The organism is Arthrobacter sp. Soil736 (assembly GCF_001428005.1).
Lineage (GTDB): Bacteria > Actinomycetota > Actinomycetes > Actinomycetales > Micrococcaceae > Arthrobacter.
In genome coordinates this window covers 127,501-143,173 of sequence record NZ_LMSB01000002.1, presented here as the reverse complement: position 1 = coordinate 143,173, position 15,673 = coordinate 127,501, and the positions used below count along the sequence as shown (strand labels likewise).

Sequence of the window (15,673 nt, the reverse complement as noted above, 5' to 3'; positions counted from 1 at the left end):
CGCCCATCACCATTGGCAGCGGGTGGGAGCGCCTGAGCCAGCTCCAGGCGCTGGACTTCGACAGGGACGGAGGAATGGACATTCTTGCCCGCAACCATTCCGGGGCGTTGCTTCTGTACCGCACCAACGGGATGGGCAACTTCGTCAGGGAGAGCAGGAGAACGGTTGGATCTGGTTGGGGTACAATGAGCGGGATCACGATCAGGTCCGGGTTCGCGGGACCTGGGACGCTCGGACTGACGGCCAAAGATACACAAGGCCGGCTGCACTACTATCCCGTTGCCGGTGGCAGGTTCGGTGCATCAAGACTTCTTGGAAGCGGCTGGAATGGCTACGTGGTCGGCGGTGGGAGCGCTCCGGCGTCAGCAGCCTCTCCGAAGAGCGTCTACATGCAGGAATACTCGCGGCGCGTGTACGGCTACGTGAGGAACTGGTGTCCGCGGGCCCGGATCGTCCTCAACCACCCTTCGGTCGCTCCGGTGACGTCTACGGGATGATGTGGTGGGGCCGCGATGACCTTGCCGTCCGAATAGACATCCCCGAATCGACAACGAAGAGCATCGCTTTGCACGAGTGCGGCCACATGCTCCAAGCCAAGGTATATGGCCCCTACGGCAAGGGCACTGCCGTGTCACGGATAGGTGTGATCTATGGCGCGCACGGCACGTCAGGACTGGAACAGAACGCAGACTGCATTTCCGTCTACCTCAGCCCCCACGCCCAGCCGTCCAACATTGGCGCAGCAAGCCAGGCATCGCTCTGGTCGGTCCGTTGCGGCGGCTACAAGGGCGAGGCAGCCAAGAGCATAGCCGCCGGCAAACGGCCCTGACCGGGCCGGCCGGGCGCCTTGGCCGGCGCAGTTCGTCCGGGGCCGGAGCGCTGTTCAGGTCGCCACAATCCGGTGTAGAAGGCGGCCTTCCGCTGCGAGACCCTAGGATAGGCACAAAACGTGAGTCGCTCGTTGGGGGAATACAGAATGAAATTCAAGGTGATGGCCGCTGTCGCGGCATGTGCAGGATTGCTTCTTGCCGGCTGCAGCGGCCCGCCGCCTCAGGAGCAGGCATCCCCGACCGCGACGAGCACTACTGAGCCGAAAATCGTTCCGGACGTCACCGGAAAGACATTCACCCAGGCAAGGGACGCACTTGGAGCGGCAGGAATCGCCTGGAAGACGGTCGGAACAGACGGAGCCGCCTTCGGTGATCTTCCACCGGACTCAACTCTCGTGCTCCGCACCGAACCGGAAGCCGGCGGAGAGATAGAGCGCGGCTCGGCAGTCCTCCATCTGAAATCCACCCGCGCCGAAGCTGATGCCGCCAGGGCCGCGGTGCTCAGGTCGCTGAGATACGAGTTCCGGTGCTCACCCACAGGCAACGCAATCACCGCAGAGGACAATCAGGTCTTCCACTCCGTGAAGGCGATCTGGGCGGCCCCGGCGTTCAAGAAACTCCAGTCCTGCGACTTGTACGTGGACGGCACATGGCACCACGACGAATTCGAACTCGAGCCCGACGAGGCCGCCGTGGTCAAGCAGATAGGCGCCGGCGGTGGGGACATCAGTCTGCCTTCCTCTGCGTAGGCCGACGTGCTGCTGCTGTGCGCGCTACCGCCCGAAGATGGGTGGGACCGTAAATTCGGCGAGAACCCGGCAGGTCCCAAGGTTCGCTCCCAGGCGAAGGCCGCTGTGAAGATGTGCCCGACGGCGCCCTTCGTCGCTGAGCTCAAGCGTGTAGCCAACGGTGTCCCGCCGGCGCCTAAGACCACCATGACCGACGGGACGTTCACCGTAGGGAAGGACATCGCCGAGGGCACCTACCAGGTACAGGTGCCGAAAGGGGCGAACGGCATCCACGACTGCTACTGGGAACGGACAGCAGCCCAGGGCGGCACCATCGCCAATGACTTCCTCACTTTCGCGCCGCAGGGCCCGGTCGTCACCATCTACGGAGGGGAAGGGTTCGTCAGTAAGAACTGCGGCACCTGGACCAAAATCGGCTGACTCCCCGCAGTCGTCATGTCTCGCGCCTTGCGTCCGCTCTGGCGGCGTTGACGGACCGGGCCAGAAGCCGACCTACCTGTCGGCGATGGCCCGGTCCAGCCGCTGGAGCAATCCCGCATAGAAGGCCGGTGCCGGTCGGCCGCCGGCCGGCTCGGCCATTCTGATCCTCCACCTGTCACCGCTATCGAATCCCAGCGCGAGCGTAAGGGGCCCCGGCCAGTTCTTGACTACAAACCCGGCAGGGGTGAACGTGAGCCGTGTTCCAGGAGGCAGGCCGAGACGGCCCCAGACTATTTCGTCAAGATCCGCGACCTCCGCGGTGTCATCCTCCGCGTCGCCCGTAAAGAGGTCGAGGTCGATGATGCCGATGCGCTCGGCAGAAATAGCGAGAACAACTTTCAGTCCGGGGTCGTAGTCTTCATCCAGCGTGGTGGCGAAGTAACATTCGAGCCGGTCCGGCCGTGAAACATCTAGGCCTAGCGATTCGGCGGCAATCTGACGGATTCTGAGATCGGTGTCCGCAGTTGACTTTGTCGCGGAATCCAGCGTTCTGGCCATGGCTGCAACCATTCGGACGGCGTCAACACTTTCCGCCAGGACAAGGTCGATGATGAATCCCTGGGCCGCTCCGATGCGGACGACCGGAATTCTGCTCGTCTCTACCGATACGCGTTCCGGCAGGGAAATTCCGTGGAGGGGAAGGACCTCGGGAACGGGCAATTGGACTTGGACTACGGCGATGTCTGCTTCGTTCAGAACGGCGTCCAGTTTGTGCAGCCTGGGTGGCAGGAAGCCGCTCCAATCCACCGCAAGGACAGACACGGCTTGTGGGGAGATTACTAGAACCGCCTTCGTGGCCTTCAGCCCGAGGGCGATCCGGCATTCAGCAAATTCCAGTGGGCCAGTAGCGAGGTCATTGCGGCCCAAGGCTTCGAACTTCCGACGAATACTTGCCGTGTCCATCCACGCCTCCATTGACGGTCCACGCCTCCAGCCGGCGCGGTTGCCCCTTATGATAGGCCGGTTCGTCTCCGGATGGGACTGTCCTACGCGGCACCCTGGAGGTCTCACACTCCTGAGATTGTCCATGATGACAACTAGTGTGGACCTGCCCGTTCGGGGCGCCCGCACATCCTGAAGGAGTTTCACCGTGATAGCAGCCCTTGCAAGGCCAACCCTTGCCCAGCTGATCCTCTCCCGCAAAGTAGGGCGCAGCTTTGAAAGATTGGCTGAAAACTGCGGAGGTGAACCGGCCGGTCGGCGCCTGCAGCAGATCGCTAACGGCCGCCCGATGCGGAACTTCCCGGATCCGGAGACCATCACAGCCTTGGCGAGGGGGCTCGGCGTCAGCGAGGAAGTCATCCATGCCAGCGCCCGTATTTCCTTGGCGTCTTGACGAGGCACTAAGCGCCGCGTCCGAAGAGTTCAAGATGGGCTGCTATCGGGTGAGCCCGCTGTCGTGAACACCCATCCCCGTGTTACGTAGCGCGCTCTTAGCGGAGAACCAGATCAAAGTGATCCGCACGGACAGCTGAAATCGAACACTAAATGCGCGCTCCCGTTCCATCGTTGTGCATGTCTGGATCCCCGCCGGATGTCAGCACAGCCGATTGGCACTCTATGCTCATAGCGTGTCTTATCTGAGGGGTACGAACATGGAGCGTACAAGCCGTGCCAAGCTGCGAATCACCGCCCTATTTGGAGCAGTTGCAGCAGCCGTGATCCTGACCGGCTGCTCAAGCGTCCCTGAAGACGACCGCACTACGCCCCCTACCGTCAGTGAAAGTGCAACGACCGATACCGGCGCGGTGAGTGCAACGACCGATACCGGCGCGGTGAGTGCGACAGAGGATCCCTCTTCTCCTTCCGCCGGGCTCATTCACGCGGTCCACCACCAATGCGATTTCGGAAGCAAAATACTCCGCTACCTCGCGACGGGGGATAACCAAGGCGACCCGAAACTGGATACCGCCTTCTCGCAACATGTGGGCGTCTCGCTCCCGCAGGCTCGCGCCATGGCCGACCAGTCTATTGAGCGATGCGACGCGGCCATCTCCAAGCAAGAAGCAGCGCAGGCATCAGCCGCAGCGTCAGCACAAGCGGAAGCATCCGAGGCAGAAGCGGAAGCCCAGGCGTCGGCCATGGCTGCGCAGGACAAGGCAGACCGTCTTACCAGAGAACAGAAAGTTTGTGCTCCGCTCGGCGGGACCGTGCAGGACGGCGGCGACATTAGCGCTGACCTCTGCGTCTCGACCAATAAGGGCGAGGCGACCGACGAGGCGCACCTATCCTGCGCGTCCGCGACCATCCCGTTCCAACCGGACGGAACACTGTCCGCCGCAGATATAGCCACCTTCAAAGAGGGCTACCCTGGCTGCTTCTCCTAAAAGCTAGAGGACAGGCTGGCTGTACCCCTGCCCCTGGGGCAGAACCGGGTGAATGACCGTCCTGCTGCGCAGGGGGCCGGCAGCGCCTGCTGAGTTAGCTGACGCGGCGATAGCGGATGTGAGTGGCCAGCGGTGAGTGAAGCACCTCGGCGGGTTCGAAGCCGAAGGATTCAACCCCGTCGAAGATGCGCTCGCCCGAACCGAGCAGGACCGGTGCGATGTCGAGGGTGAGCTCGTCGATCACTCCGGCGATCAGTGCCTGTCGGACGGTCGAGGCCCCACCGGCGATGTCCACGCCTTTGTCCCCGGCGGCCTGGCACGCTGCGGAGTAGGCCGCGTCGAAGCCCTCGGTGACGAAGTGGAAGGTCGTCCCGCCGTCCATCTGGATCGGGTCATGTCCGTGATGGGTCAGCACGAACACCGGCGCGTGGTACGGCGGTTCGGCTCCCCACCACCCGGTCCATTCCTCATCCCAGTCCCCGCGGATCGGGCCGAACATGTTCCGACCCATCACATACGCGCCCCGCGGTCGCATGAGCCATTCGTTCGCGACCTTGTCGGCATCGTTGGCTCGCGGGTCGCCGATGTGCCAGCCGTGCAGCTCCAGCCCCCGCTTGCCCAGGGGGTTATCGCGGCTCTGGTCCGGCCCGGCGACGAAGCCGTCCAGCGAGATCGACATGTGGCAGGTTGTGTCCGGCACTGCGAACCTCCTGAGTGATTGCGACCTGAATACAGCCGCGTGAGAATTCTGGCGATCGTAGCACGTGATGGCATCCTCGCCGACTGCCTCCGGCGGCTGGTCGCCGACGCCAACCTCGTCGCGGAACAGCCGGGAGGGCGTGTGCTCGCTCGCCCCCACCCGGCGGCTGAGTTCGGCCAGGCCGGGGGAAGCGGTGCGAGGATCCATTCCAGGTCGGCCGGATTCAGCGCGACATTGCGGTAATGCGACTCCATCGCAGGGCCGGAGATCGCCAATATATGAGCATGTGGTGGCGAGGACGACATTGGCGTGCTGGCACGGATCTGAGGTTCCCTTTTCGCTCGTTTATGAGCACATCACCAGACCGATACACACTCCTCCGGGTCCATGTCCTTAACCATATATGTGAGAAGGCATGCGGGCGGTGGCCGATTTTCCGTCAAACATGTGCGCGGTGTTCATCGCGCGGACCTCGCCACCTGGATGGTCGCTGCCGAGTTTTGCCGACCGCATCGCGGCCTTGTCGGCAAGAATGTCGGTGCCGCCCGAGATAATACCGGTATGTCAGCTCTCGCCTCCGCGCTTGCCTACAAGCGCCTCCTCGATGACAACGCGACGCTCAGAATGCTTCGGACCGATCAAGTGGCGGTCTCGGCTGCCCTCCTTTCGGAGCATCTCGGGTCCCCGGGCATCCGTCTGACTTCCGAGGACCTGTATGAGGTGATCGATGCCGATCTCGAGGAGCTTCGCCCGCATTTCGATCTGCCCAAGACCGCCAAGGCGTACTGTGACGACTGGCGGAATGCGTCATTTCTCATCCGGCGTCCCGCGACCGAAGCGCGCGGAGAGACGTACGAGCTCTCCTCAGATGCCTTGAGCGCGATTCGCGTCCTGGACCAACTCGAAACTCCCCGATCAACGCTCACAGAGTCACGGCTGGTAAGCTTGGCGGCTGGCTTACGACAGCTCGCCGTCGACACCGACCCCGACGCCACACGGCGGCTCGAGGCGCTCCACCAGGAGCGCGAGCGCATAGACGCCGAAATTGCACGCATCCGCGACGGAGAGTTCGCCGTCCTCGATGAGCGGCGCGCGCTCGAACGCGTCACCGATATCCTGCTGCAAGCTCAGGATCTTCCTGCCGATTTCGCCCGGGTGCGCGCCCGATTCGAGCAGCTCAACCATGAGTTGAGGGTCAGCATCGTCAATACCGACGACACGCAGAGCACCGTGCTTGACGATGTCTTCCGAGGTGTCGACCTGATTGAGTCGTCCGACGAAGGCCGCACCTTCACTGCGTTCTCCGCCCTCATTCGTGACCCCGAGCGTTCTGCAGCGTTCGACACGGATGTTGCGGCTGTCCTCGATCGCGACTTCGCGGATCGGCTCGCCCCGGAGGCAAGGCGGGTATTGCGCACGCTGGTCCGCGAGCTGAAGGCCGGCAGTCGCGAGGTGCACGGGGTGCTCACCGAGTTCGCGCGCGGGCTGCGGCGCTACGTTCACTCACAGGAGTTCCAGCGCGATCGCGCGCTCCGCGGGGTGCTGCAGGAGGCGCTGGCCGCTGCGGTCGCCGCGAGCAAGAGGATCCGCCCGTACGCCGACACCGGCATCGAGGTTGAGCTCTCGGCCATGCGCCTCTTCAGCGTGGGCGAAATGATCGCCGACGACCCCTCCGAATTCGACACCGGGGCGAGGCTCGCCGACGACGAACCCGGCATCATCGACTTCGAAAAGCTGGCGGCCATTGCCCGTGAGAGCGAGATCGACTTCGCTGAGCTGATACGCAATGTGAACGAGCTGGTAGCAGGGTCGGCGCCCATGACCGTTTCCGAGATCCTCGCCTTCCGCCCGGCCACACAGGGACTCGCGAGCATCATCGGCCTGCTCTCACTCGCCACCCGGCACGGACAGGTGCGGCGCGGCGAAACCGAGCGCCTGACATGGCAGGGGGCCGACGGGATACGTCGACACGCCGACGTCGACACGCACATTTTCACGGAGAGGATCGAAGGGTGACCACCGAGCAGGAGCATGGTTCTCAAGAAGTGGGGCTGTGGAGCGGTGACATCGGAACGCTCCACGAGCAATCCCGGCGAGCCCTGCTGGAGATCCTCAAGGGTCCCTATCTATCGGGCCGCCAACGCCCGCAACTATGGGCCGCTCTGATCGCTGACGAACGTGCAGTACGATCCCAGCTGCACAATCTGTTCCTCGAACTCGTCATCGATCGGGTCGACGAATTCGCCTTCGCCCGCAAAGTGCGCACGACAGAGATTGACGTTCCGAGCGCGCTGCGCACCGAGCGACTGACCTTCCTCGACACAGCCATGCTGCTCGTGCTGCGCCAGCTGCTGCTGGCAGCGCCAGGCGAGCGCCGCGTGATCGTCGGGCAGGACGAGGTCTACGCGCGCCTCGCGGTCTATCGCGACGGCGACGAGGGGGCGTACCTGCGCAACCTCAACGGCGCCTGGGGGCGGATGAGGGACAAGTTCCGCGTCGTCCACGCCCTTGGCGACAACCGAGCCGAGATCTCGCCGGTGGTCAAGTTCATCATCGACGAGGAACAGGTGCACGCACTCGCCGATGTCTACCGGCGCGTGGCAGGGGCCGATGACGCGGAGACAGCAGCGACATCCATCACCGACGAGACGGTTGCTCCATGAGTGAGACATCACCTGCCACTCCCGAAGTTACGGCGCCCGTCGCTCCCGGACAGTGGCGCCTCGCCGAGGTGCAACTGGCCAATTGGGGCACCTTCGACGGGGCGATCTATCGCGTCCCGATCGCCCGCAAGGGACACCTGATGACCGGCCCGTCCGGTTCCGGCAAGTCCTCCCTCCTCGACGCCATCGCCGCGGTGCCCACACCCGACAAGTGGCTGCGTTTGAACCAGGCCGCGCAAGGCGACGGCACCCGCGCCGACCAGCGCACCATCGTCAGCTACGTGCGCGGGGCGTGGTCGCGCACGACCGACGAGAACGAGGATCGCGTCGTCAGCGCATACCTGCGGCCGGGCGCGACCTGGAGCGGCATCGTGCTGCGGTACGAGAACGGAGTCGATCGGCCCGTGTCACTCTGCCGCCTGTTCTTCCTCCGCGGCACTGCGATGGCCTCCGCCGACATCGCCGACCTCTGCCTCCTCGAACGCTCGGCGGTCGACCTGCGAGACCTCGAGCCCTTCACGCGCTCGGGCATCGAAACGCGCAAGGTGCAGGCGAACTGGCCCGACGCCGTCGTCACGTCGAACAGAAGCCATGGCCGGTTCTACGCCCGCATGCGCTCACTGTTCGGCATCGCCCACGAGAGCGCCCTGCAACTGCTGCACAAGACGCAGTCGGCCAAGAGTATCGACAGCCTCGACCAGCTCTTCCGTGACTACATGCTGGAACGGCCCGCCACCTACGACCTCGCCGACACCGCCGTCGCTCAGTTCGGCGAGCTGCGAGACGCTCACGAGCATGTCGTGCAGCTACGGCAGCGGCGCGACCACCTCACTGAGCTGCGCGCACACTCCGATGCGTACGACAGGGCCAACAACGCTGCCGATGCCGCCCGCTCCATGGCCGACTCGGTGGTCCCCTACCAGAAGCACCAGAGCCTCCGCCTTGCCCTGGCCGAACACGGTGCAGTTGGCGAGCAACTCGTGAGCCTGAGGGCCGACGCCGAGCGGGCGGACGGGTCGTACCGACGTGCCGACGAAGACGCAGACCTCGCCCAGCGGCGCGCCCTCGAGCTCGGCGGCGACGAGGCCGAACATCTCCAGCACCGTATCCGGACAGCGCAGGATGCGGAACGGGCGACCAGACAGCGGTGGGACGCCCTCGAATGCCAGCTCACCGAGGCCGGGGTCGCGCACACACCGACAACCGCGGCGGAGTTCGCCGAGCTCATGGCCGAGATCGACCGCACCCTGCAGTCTCCCTCCACCTCGACCGGACCGAGCCACGCGCAGCAGGAGCGCTTCTTCATCGCGCGAGCCGCGAAGGACCGCATCGAGACGGCGATCCGTACGCTGCGCATGAGCGGAACGACCGTGCCCGACAACCTCATCGGCATCCGCCGAGCAATCTCCACCGAGACGGGGCTGCCGGTCACGGCTCTCCCCTTCGCCGCCGAGATCATCGAGGTGCGACCCACGTTCGCTGAATGGACCGGAGCGATCGAGCGGGTGCTCCGCCCGTTCGCCCTCACAATGCTGGTGCGCAGCGAGCACCTCCCTGCCGTGCGACGGTGGGCAGAAGCGCACCGCGTCAACGCCCGCCTCGTCTTCGAGGAAGTCTCCTCGGAGATTCCCCCGCCCCGGCCAGCGCGAAGCAGCCTGTCCCTCGTGAACCGGATCTCCGTCGCACCTGGGCCGTTCGCCGAGTGGGTCGCTGGCCAGCTGTCAGAGCGGTTCGACTACGCGTGCGTCGACAGCCCCGACGAGCTTGACGACCATACCCGAGCGGTCACGGTCAACGGCCAGGTCAAGTCCTCCCGCACGCGGTACGAGAAAGACGACCGCGTCAAGATCGACGAGCGAGGCTATTGGGTGCTTGGCGACCGCGAGTCAAAGCTCGAAGCACTCATCGAGCAGCTGCGCGGCGCGGAACGCGAGTATTCCCAGGCCGAGACCGACGTCGATCGCGCCGAGAAGGAACGCAACAGCGATCTGGAGCGCCGAGCAACGCTCAAGGCAGTGCGGGGGCAGATGTGGCATGACATTGACCGGGATGCTGCGGCGGCGGCGATCGCCGACCTGCAGCGGCGCCTCAACGACCTGACCCGCGAAGACGGCGGGCTGCGCGACGCCGTCGGTGCGGCGCAGACCGCACGGGAAGCTCGCGAGACCGCCGCGAAGGCCCTTCAGGACGCCGAGCTCAGTCTCCGCCAGGCCACGGCGAAGCACGAAGAACTCGGCACAGCCATCCGGGATCTGGAAGAAGCCATCGCCACAGGAGGCGTCCAGGATCTCGACGAGCACACCACGGCCGCGCTCGGCCGCCGATTCCGCGAGGTCCAGCGCAGCATCACGCGGCAGAACATCGCCGAGGTCGGCCAGGAGGTCATCCGCCGGCTGCAGCAACAGCGGGACAAGGATCTGGAGGCTGCGCGCACGTCCGGCAACGATGTGGCGCGCCTGGCCGCCCAGTTCAACGAACGCTGGTCGGCGGCAGCGGCAGCGGCAGACTTGTCGCCGACGACAGCTGACCGCCGCGCCTACCTCGAGGTGCTGGACAGCATCGTCGCCCACGGCCTGCCCGAGCACGAGTCCAACTTCCTGCGCCTGCTGAGAGAACGGTCCCGCGACATGATCGGCGAGCTCGTCAGTGACATTCTGGGGGCGCCGCGGGAGATCGAGGAACGCGTCGCGCCCGTGAACGCGTCTTTGAAACGGTCAGAGTTCGACGAGGGTCGCTACCTGAAGCTGCGCGTCAAAGTGCGGCGCAGCGAGACGGTCACCCGCTTCATCGCCGACCTGCGGTCCATCTCGGAAGGCGGATGGGCGGACAACGACCTCGAATCCGCCGAAGAACGTTTCGCCACCCTCGCGGACATCATGCGGCGCTTCGCCTCCAGCGACCACGTCGACCGCAGCTGGAAGCGCCAGTGCCTCGACACGCGGCAGCACGTGACCTTCCTGGCCGAAGAGATCGACGCCCACGGAAGGGTGCACGCCACCTACGATTCGGGAGCGGCGATGTCGGGCGGCCAGCAGCAGAAACTCGTCATCTTCTGCCTCGCGGCAGCCCTGCGGTACCAGCTCGCCGACCCCGACGATGAGTTCCCCCGCTACGGAACCATCGTGCTCGACGAGGCGTTCGACAAAGCCGACACACGCTACACCCGCATGGCGCTGGACATCTTCGTCGAGTTCGGCTTCCAACTCATACTCGCGACCCCGCAGAAGCTCCTCCAGACCATCGAGCCGTACGTTGGTGCCGCGACCTCCATCGAGAACCCGACCCGCCGACGGACAGCCATCGCGAACGTGCCGTGGCGACAGGACGCCGCAAGCGACGTCACAACCGCCGGAAACGCGGACGGCGAGGCAACCTCAGAGGCCGCCCAATGATCACCGTCGCCCAGGCACGCGATACAGCTCGTGCGCGACTGCAGGCCAAACTCGGCGAGTGGGGATCAGCCGGCGACCGAGCATCGACCGGGGCGCTCCTGTCTATCGCGCTGAAACCGCCGACCGAACGGGAGATGCTCAACGACGAGGCCGCCGCGGAGAACTGGGCCAAGGACTGGGCCGCCCTTCCACTCGGCAACGGCGCCACCGTCGACTGGGAGGTGCGCGCCTGGCGCAGCATCGGCCGGCAGCGCGTGCCGGTACGGCTTCGGCTGGCCACCCTCGACGATGTCGCCGAGTTCGCCGGCGGGGAGCCCGCGCGAGCGTGGTCGCGACTGCGCACCCGCGCAGCAATCCTGCGCGAGCGGTTCGGCGACACTGATCCGATCAACACGGTGATCCGCCGACACACCGAGACCCTGATCCAGTTCGACGAGTCCCGCTTCGCCACGGTGGTTGAAGCCGTCGCATGGTTGGTCCGCCATCCGGTCACGGGCCTTCGACCCCGTCAGCTGCCGATCCGCGGCGTCGACACCAAATGGTTCACCGCACATCGCAGCATCGTCTCGTCCCTCTACGCCGCAACGACGGCCTCCACCGACCTCGGCATCGTCAACACCGACAAGCTCGTCCGGGTCCGGGTCCTCGACGAGGCGCTGGCGATCGGCGGCATCATCGACTTCGCCGCTCCCGTGTCCCAGCTCAACGTCCTGTCGTTCTCTCCCGCTGCCGTCCTCGTGTACGAGAACCTCGAGACCATCCTCGCGATGCCGCTGTGGCCGGATGCCATCGCCGTCCACGGTTCCGGCTACGCCGTCGATGTCGTCGGCCGACTGCCTTGGGTGCAGCAATCGCCAATCCTCTACTGGGGCGACCTAGACTCGAATGGCTTCGCGATCCTGCACCGCCTGCGATCGTCGCATCCGGACGTAACATCCGTCCTGATGGACGAGAGCACCCTGCTCGACCACCGCGACCTCTGGGTACAAGAACCGACGCCTAACCGCGGAACCTTCGACACACTGACCGGCAGCGAGCAGCGAGCCCTCAAACGCCTGCGTGACGAAGGGGATGTGCGTCTGGAACAGGAACGCATCCCGTGGCAGACCGCGCTGAAATCGCTGCAGACGGCATGGGAAATGATCGCTGAACGAAGCCAGTGGAAAATCAATTCCGATTGAGGCCGAACTTTCCGGTCACGAGGGCGCGCTTGTAGTGGGACTCGGCGGCGTCCACTTCAGAGGAGGACGTGCCGGAGGGTCGAACACGCGGAGGATGCTGAACACGAAGTCCCGGGCGTACTTCGCCTCGGTTCCGCTCCCGGTGGCTGCGCTGGCCTCGATCAGCTCGCGAAGGGCAACGTTGCGGCGTCAAGCGCCGGAGGGGGTCCAAATCAGGATGTCCGCCAGACGTAGGAGTGACAGCGACCGTCCATCCGGGGTTGCCTTCGTGGCGGCCAAATCCGTCAGCCAGTCGGCGTTCGCTCGGATGTCTTCCCAGAGGGCTGTACGAACCTCGCCTGGATACTTCGTGCCGTAAAAGTCGTACACACGGGAGTCGATCAGGGGCACGATGTGTGGGCGGCGACGGTGGAGAACCTTGGAAACTGTTATCGCGGTCCACCCTTTGACCTCCAAAGCGGCTCTGTTGGCGGCTGCCAGGCTTTCCACTGCCTGTTCGAGTCGAGACACGTCATCGTAAGACTCGAGGCAGTCCGCCTCGCGCAGGTCAACCAACGCGTTGTCGATCGCCTTCCGGAGTTGTTGCGCTGGACCGTCACCGTGCGTGAATAGTGGAATGACATCAGGGGCGCTGAGCTTCAGGCTCAGGAGGTTTGCCATCAGCACATCGGCTGGGGAAAGCGGGGCATCAACATCACCCTGGTGATCATATGTATTGAAGGCGTACCCGCCCGTCCGGGAAGCGTAGCGCTCCAGCTTCGCCTCAGCTGATCCCTTTAAAGACGCCAGGCTCTTCTTCATCTTCTTCGCCACGGTTACTTCCCCTGAGTATGTTTAGGCGCCCGCCCGTATGAACGGCATTGCTATGGACACGCTAACCCCTGGAGGTTGTCGAAGTGCCAAGGCCGGCAGGTGTGCCGCACGATGCCGCCGGCGTTGACGGCGAAGCGGCCGTCATCCAGGCGCCCTCTCAGATGCGGCCGGCCCGGTCCGGCCTTCCCATCGGCCCCAGAAAGTTCTTCGATGTCCCTCGTTAGTTCCTCATCTGAGCAGCAGCCATAGATCGATAGTGGCCCAGGCGGCCGCGATCAACAGGGCATGTAGGGGTGTGGGGGTCTGACCACGGTTGAGGTTCTGAAAGCTCCGGATCCCCGGCCGTGCACAGGATCCCCACAGAGGCCACGCCGCAGCAGGTGCTCCCTGAGGAAGCGCGGGCGGCAGCCGTCCACAGAAAAGTCAGGGCGTGCCGTCAGCGCCCCGGCGCGCCGCCGAACCCAGGGTCGGCCTTCGACGGCGGGTTATGCGCAGTGTGGACAGCTTTGAGCTAATCCAGGGCGGCGCTCCACCTGTCCACAATGGGCATAACCGGCGGAGGTCCCGCCCCCATGCGGCCGCTCAGCTGTCAGTACGGATGACGATCAGCTTCGTTCCCTCAGGCATTGCAGCCTCCAGGGTGGGCCTTAGAGCATCTTCGTAAGCGTCGCCCTGGGCAGAGATGTGATCGGTGCTGCCGTCCGGCATCTGAATCCTTCCTGTGATTTCCACCGGATGACCCCTAGCTGGACGGCCGGCCGCAGGCAGCTGCACGGCGAATCCCTGGTCCAGTGAAATGTACCCGTCCCCTTTGGGTTCAAACATCAGGGTCGTCATCGAGACCTTCCAGGGCTCCGATTTCCACCGCATCCAGCAGCTCGGCGGTGCTGTTCCCGGTGGCGCGGGCGAGATCATTGAGGGCGGCGAACCGGGCGCGGGCCAGGACGATGACCAGCTCCGCCAGGTAGCCGGCCCCGTTGCGCTGCACCAAGTCATCGATGACCTCGCGCATCCGCCCTGTCATTGCACTGGGGCCTTCTGATTCCTCGGCTGCAATCCTTGTCAGGGTCAGCGCGGCCAGCTGCGGGTCGTCGTAGATGAGTCCCATGGCCGCACGCTACGCACGGCGGCCTCAGTTGTCAGTGATGGACTGCAGCAACCACTGTTTCGACAGGGGATCGCGGCGCAGCTCGAAAGTCCGCAGCGCCGATGCCGAGGATCCGAGTCGGACCTGCACCCGCCAGTGCTCGACGTCCACCACGTTCCCGGCGCCTACCGGCGCGGTCCGCCGGGTGTCCCACCAGGAATCCCTGGCGAACCAGTGCACCGGATCGGCCGCGACAGCCCAGACCCGCCCGTCATAGCGGACGGCCAGGGGAGTGCCGGCCGGGGTAAACCGGACGTCCACCGGGGCGTTCAGGGTTGTTGTTTCACTTACGGTTGCTGTCACTGCTGGTTCGATCTCCCAAATTCTTCTTGTTTACATCGTCTCGGCGGGTCACCGCCGAACTCCACACCCACGTCCGGTACGTCACCGGCCCGTAGCGGCTTCTCAGCCGCACATTTATTCTGGGGGAGGGGTCTGACAAGAACGGGTTGCACGCCACGGGGACAGCTTTGAGCTGTGCGGAGGGTTCCACTTGGCCCTCAGTGGGCACAATCCGTTCTAGTGTTTTGGCTTCCTGCCGCGCGTTCTTCCGGTCCGCCATCCCGGGACTGCGGCGTCCAGCGGCTCCACCTTGGCGGAGGCGAGGTCGCCTCGGCGAAGCATGAACCGCTGGGTGTGCAGCCACACGCCGAGCTCATGCTCTTCGCCGGTGACCGTTGCCTTGTGACGCGGCCAGTCCTGCCCGGAGGCCCGGTACGCCGCCAGGGCCGCGAGCTGGTCCTGCCACCGGGCCTCATCGGCCACCGCTCGGGGGACGCCGCGCCACTCCGGCAGTACGCCCAGCCCTTCACGCAGCGCAGGCGCCAGCGTCCCGACAGCGGCTTCGCGGCGACGCCGCTGAAGCCATTCCGCCAGGGTCCGTTCCGAGACGTTGCCTGAGCTTCTGGACGGGTACCGGCCGGTTTCCTGTACAAACGCGGCGAGCTGCTGCACCCGTTCTGCCGCGTGGGCGGTGGGCCGGTCGGGTTTCCGGGCCGCCGTCTCGTGCTCGTTCTGCAATCCGGGATCATGTATCCGAGCGAGTCCGAGGTGGTAGCCCACAGTCGCCGGCGCGGCATCGGTGAGGTCGCGATCTGCGCCCGGCTCAGGCCCTTCCGGTACATGAGCACCCACTCCTGGTAAGGAGCGCTGCGTCGCGGAGTAGTCTTCATGGCTTCATCCTGCCAAAGCCCCGCCGGATCCGGGATCTTTGAGCATCCGCTGCACTCAGGTACGCAGGCCGCTATGTCGTCCGCCGGCTGTCCGTGTTCGGGAATTCGCGGAGTGTGGCCGCTACGGCTCTGACGCCGCATCAAACATAGAATGGTAGCTCCCCGGGAGCAGGCAAGACTATGCACGATCGGTGGGGCGGCGAACTTCGCCCGATCGCG

The 15,673-nt window shown here is 65.0% G+C and carries 17 protein-coding genes; 10 read left to right on the top strand and 7 right to left on the bottom strand.

All coding sequences use genetic code 11. The features are described 5' to 3' along the window. The first annotated feature begins 74 nt into the window (after positions 1-74). From ASG92_RS28910 to ASG92_RS03025, 4 genes are all read left to right on the top strand, one after another. Positions 75-497, top strand: a complete 423-nt coding sequence (locus ASG92_RS28910; protein ID WP_162256292.1) for a hypothetical protein — start codon at positions 75-77, stop codon at positions 495-497. Between the two features lie 86 nt (positions 498-583). Beyond that, positions 584-829: a hypothetical protein gene (locus ASG92_RS28905; RefSeq protein ID WP_162256291.1), complete on the top strand. Its 246-nt coding sequence runs from the start codon at positions 584-586 to the stop codon at positions 827-829. Positions 830-976: 147 nt separating this feature from the next. After that, positions 977-1,579, top strand: coding sequence for a PASTA domain-containing protein (locus ASG92_RS03030; RefSeq protein WP_056624281.1), 603 nt, complete (start codon positions 977-979; stop codon positions 1,577-1,579). Positions 1,580-1,585: 6 nt separating this feature from the next. Continuing rightward, positions 1,586-1,999 carry a hypothetical protein gene (locus ASG92_RS03025; protein WP_157372070.1) on the top strand — a complete coding sequence of 138 codons (414 nt, stop codon included), beginning with the start codon at positions 1,586-1,588 and terminating at the stop codon, positions 1,997-1,999. Positions 2,000-2,071: 72 nt separating this feature from the next. On the opposite strand, the gene ASG92_RS03020 is transcribed toward ASG92_RS03025, so the two are convergent. Further along, positions 2,072-3,088: a hypothetical protein gene (locus ASG92_RS03020; RefSeq protein ID WP_157372068.1), complete on the bottom strand. Its 1,017-nt coding sequence runs from the start codon at positions 3,086-3,088 to the stop codon at positions 2,072-2,074. A 61-nt stretch (positions 3,089-3,149) separates the two neighbouring features. Here ASG92_RS03020 and ASG92_RS03015 point away from each other — a divergent pair, with 61 nt between their 5' ends. Both ASG92_RS03015 and ASG92_RS03010 read left to right on the top strand, forming a co-directional pair. Further along, positions 3,150-3,395: a hypothetical protein gene (locus tag ASG92_RS03015; RefSeq protein ID WP_056624273.1), complete on the top strand. Its 246-nt coding sequence runs from the start codon at positions 3,150-3,152 to the stop codon at positions 3,393-3,395. Positions 3,396-3,654: 259 nt separating this feature from the next. Next, the gene (locus ASG92_RS03010) at positions 3,655-4,386 is read left to right on the top strand and encodes a hypothetical protein (protein ID WP_157372066.1); all 732 of its coding nucleotides are present in this window, start codon (positions 3,655-3,657) and stop codon (positions 4,384-4,386) included. Positions 4,387-4,480: 94 nt separating this feature from the next. Here the strand turns inward: ASG92_RS03010 and ASG92_RS03005 are convergent, their stop codons facing one another. Further along, on the bottom strand, positions 4,481-5,086 hold the full coding sequence (locus tag ASG92_RS03005) for a dihydrofolate reductase family protein (RefSeq protein WP_056624366.1): 606 nt from the start codon (positions 5,084-5,086) through the stop codon (positions 4,481-4,483). 561 nt (positions 5,087-5,647) lie between these two features. Here ASG92_RS03005 and ASG92_RS03000 point away from each other — a divergent pair. The 4 genes from ASG92_RS03000 to ASG92_RS02985 are packed head-to-tail and all read left to right on the top strand — an operon-like array spanning position 5,648 to position 12,322. Beyond that, complete coding sequence (locus ASG92_RS03000; RefSeq protein ID WP_056624271.1) at positions 5,648-7,102, top strand: DUF3375 domain-containing protein; 1,455 nt, start codon at positions 5,648-5,650, stop codon at positions 7,100-7,102. After that, complete coding sequence (locus ASG92_RS02995) at positions 7,099-7,749, top strand: DUF4194 domain-containing protein (RefSeq protein WP_056624268.1); 651 nt, start codon at positions 7,099-7,101, stop codon at positions 7,747-7,749. Before ASG92_RS03000 ends, ASG92_RS02995 begins: the two co-directional genes overlap by 4 nt. Then, positions 7,746-11,141 (top strand): SbcC/MukB-like Walker B domain-containing protein, encoded by a 3,396-nt coding sequence (locus tag ASG92_RS02990; protein WP_056624266.1) that lies wholly within the window; start codon positions 7,746-7,748, stop codon positions 11,139-11,141. The genes ASG92_RS02995 and ASG92_RS02990 overlap by 4 nt, the downstream gene beginning before the upstream one ends. Beyond that, positions 11,138-12,322, top strand: a complete 1,185-nt coding sequence (locus ASG92_RS02985; RefSeq protein WP_056624261.1) for a Wadjet anti-phage system protein JetD domain-containing protein — start codon at positions 11,138-11,140, stop codon at positions 12,320-12,322. The genes ASG92_RS02990 and ASG92_RS02985 overlap by 4 nt, the downstream gene beginning before the upstream one ends. A gap of 189 nt (positions 12,323-12,511) precedes the next feature. On the opposite strand, the gene ASG92_RS02980 is transcribed toward ASG92_RS02985, so the two are convergent. From ASG92_RS02980 to ASG92_RS02960, 5 genes are all read right to left on the bottom strand, one after another. Further along, positions 12,512-13,135 (bottom strand): DUF6308 family protein, encoded by a 624-nt coding sequence (locus ASG92_RS02980; protein ID WP_056624258.1) that lies wholly within the window; start codon positions 13,133-13,135, stop codon positions 12,512-12,514. A 582-nt stretch (positions 13,136-13,717) separates the two neighbouring features. Further along, positions 13,718-13,972, bottom strand: coding sequence for a hypothetical protein (locus ASG92_RS02975; protein ID WP_056624255.1), 255 nt, complete (start codon positions 13,970-13,972; stop codon positions 13,718-13,720). Next, entirely contained in the window at positions 13,953-14,243 is a 291-nt protein-coding gene (locus ASG92_RS02970) for a hypothetical protein (protein ID WP_056624252.1), read from the bottom strand. The genes ASG92_RS02975 and ASG92_RS02970 overlap by 20 nt, the downstream gene beginning before the upstream one ends. A 24-nt stretch (positions 14,244-14,267) precedes the next feature. After that, a complete protein-coding gene (locus tag ASG92_RS02965; protein WP_240986975.1) occupies positions 14,268-14,585 on the bottom strand; it encodes a hypothetical protein in 318 nt (105 codons plus the stop codon). Positions 14,586-14,801: 216 nt separating this feature from the next. After that, positions 14,802-15,302 carry a helicase associated domain-containing protein gene (locus ASG92_RS02960; protein ID WP_056624246.1) on the bottom strand — a complete coding sequence of 167 codons (501 nt, stop codon included), beginning with the start codon at positions 15,300-15,302 and terminating at the stop codon, positions 14,802-14,804. Between the last annotated feature and the right edge of the window lie 371 nt (positions 15,303-15,673).

Bases quoted from the DNA above. Each gene is read 5' to 3' on its own strand.
- ASG92_RS02970 (WP_056624252.1), bottom strand. From the start codon at position 14,243: ATGGGACTCATCTACGACGACCCGCAGCTGGCCGCGCTGACCCTGACA.
- ASG92_RS28905 (WP_162256291.1), top strand. From the start codon at position 584: ATGCTCCAAGCCAAGGTATATGGCCCCTACGGCAAGGGCACTGCCGTG.
- ASG92_RS03030 (WP_056624281.1), top strand. From the start codon at position 977: ATGAAATTCAAGGTGATGGCCGCTGTCGCGGCATGTGCAGGATTGCTT.
- ASG92_RS03010 (WP_157372066.1), top strand. From the start codon at position 3,655: ATGGAGCGTACAAGCCGTGCCAAGCTGCGAATCACCGCCCTATTTGGA.
- ASG92_RS02985 (WP_056624261.1), top strand. From the start codon at position 11,138: ATGATCACCGTCGCCCAGGCACGCGATACAGCTCGTGCGCGACTGCAG.
- ASG92_RS03000 (WP_056624271.1), top strand. From the start codon at position 5,648: ATGTCAGCTCTCGCCTCCGCGCTTGCCTACAAGCGCCTCCTCGATGAC.
- ASG92_RS28910 (WP_162256292.1), top strand. From the start codon at position 75: ATGGACATTCTTGCCCGCAACCATTCCGGGGCGTTGCTTCTGTACCGC.
- ASG92_RS03020 (WP_157372068.1), bottom strand. From the start codon at position 3,088: ATGGACAATCTCAGGAGTGTGAGACCTCCAGGGTGCCGCGTAGGACAG.
- ASG92_RS02975 (WP_056624255.1), bottom strand. From the start codon at position 13,972: ATGACGACCCTGATGTTTGAACCCAAAGGGGACGGGTACATTTCACTG.
- ASG92_RS02990 (WP_056624266.1), top strand. From the start codon at position 7,746: ATGAGTGAGACATCACCTGCCACTCCCGAAGTTACGGCGCCCGTCGCT.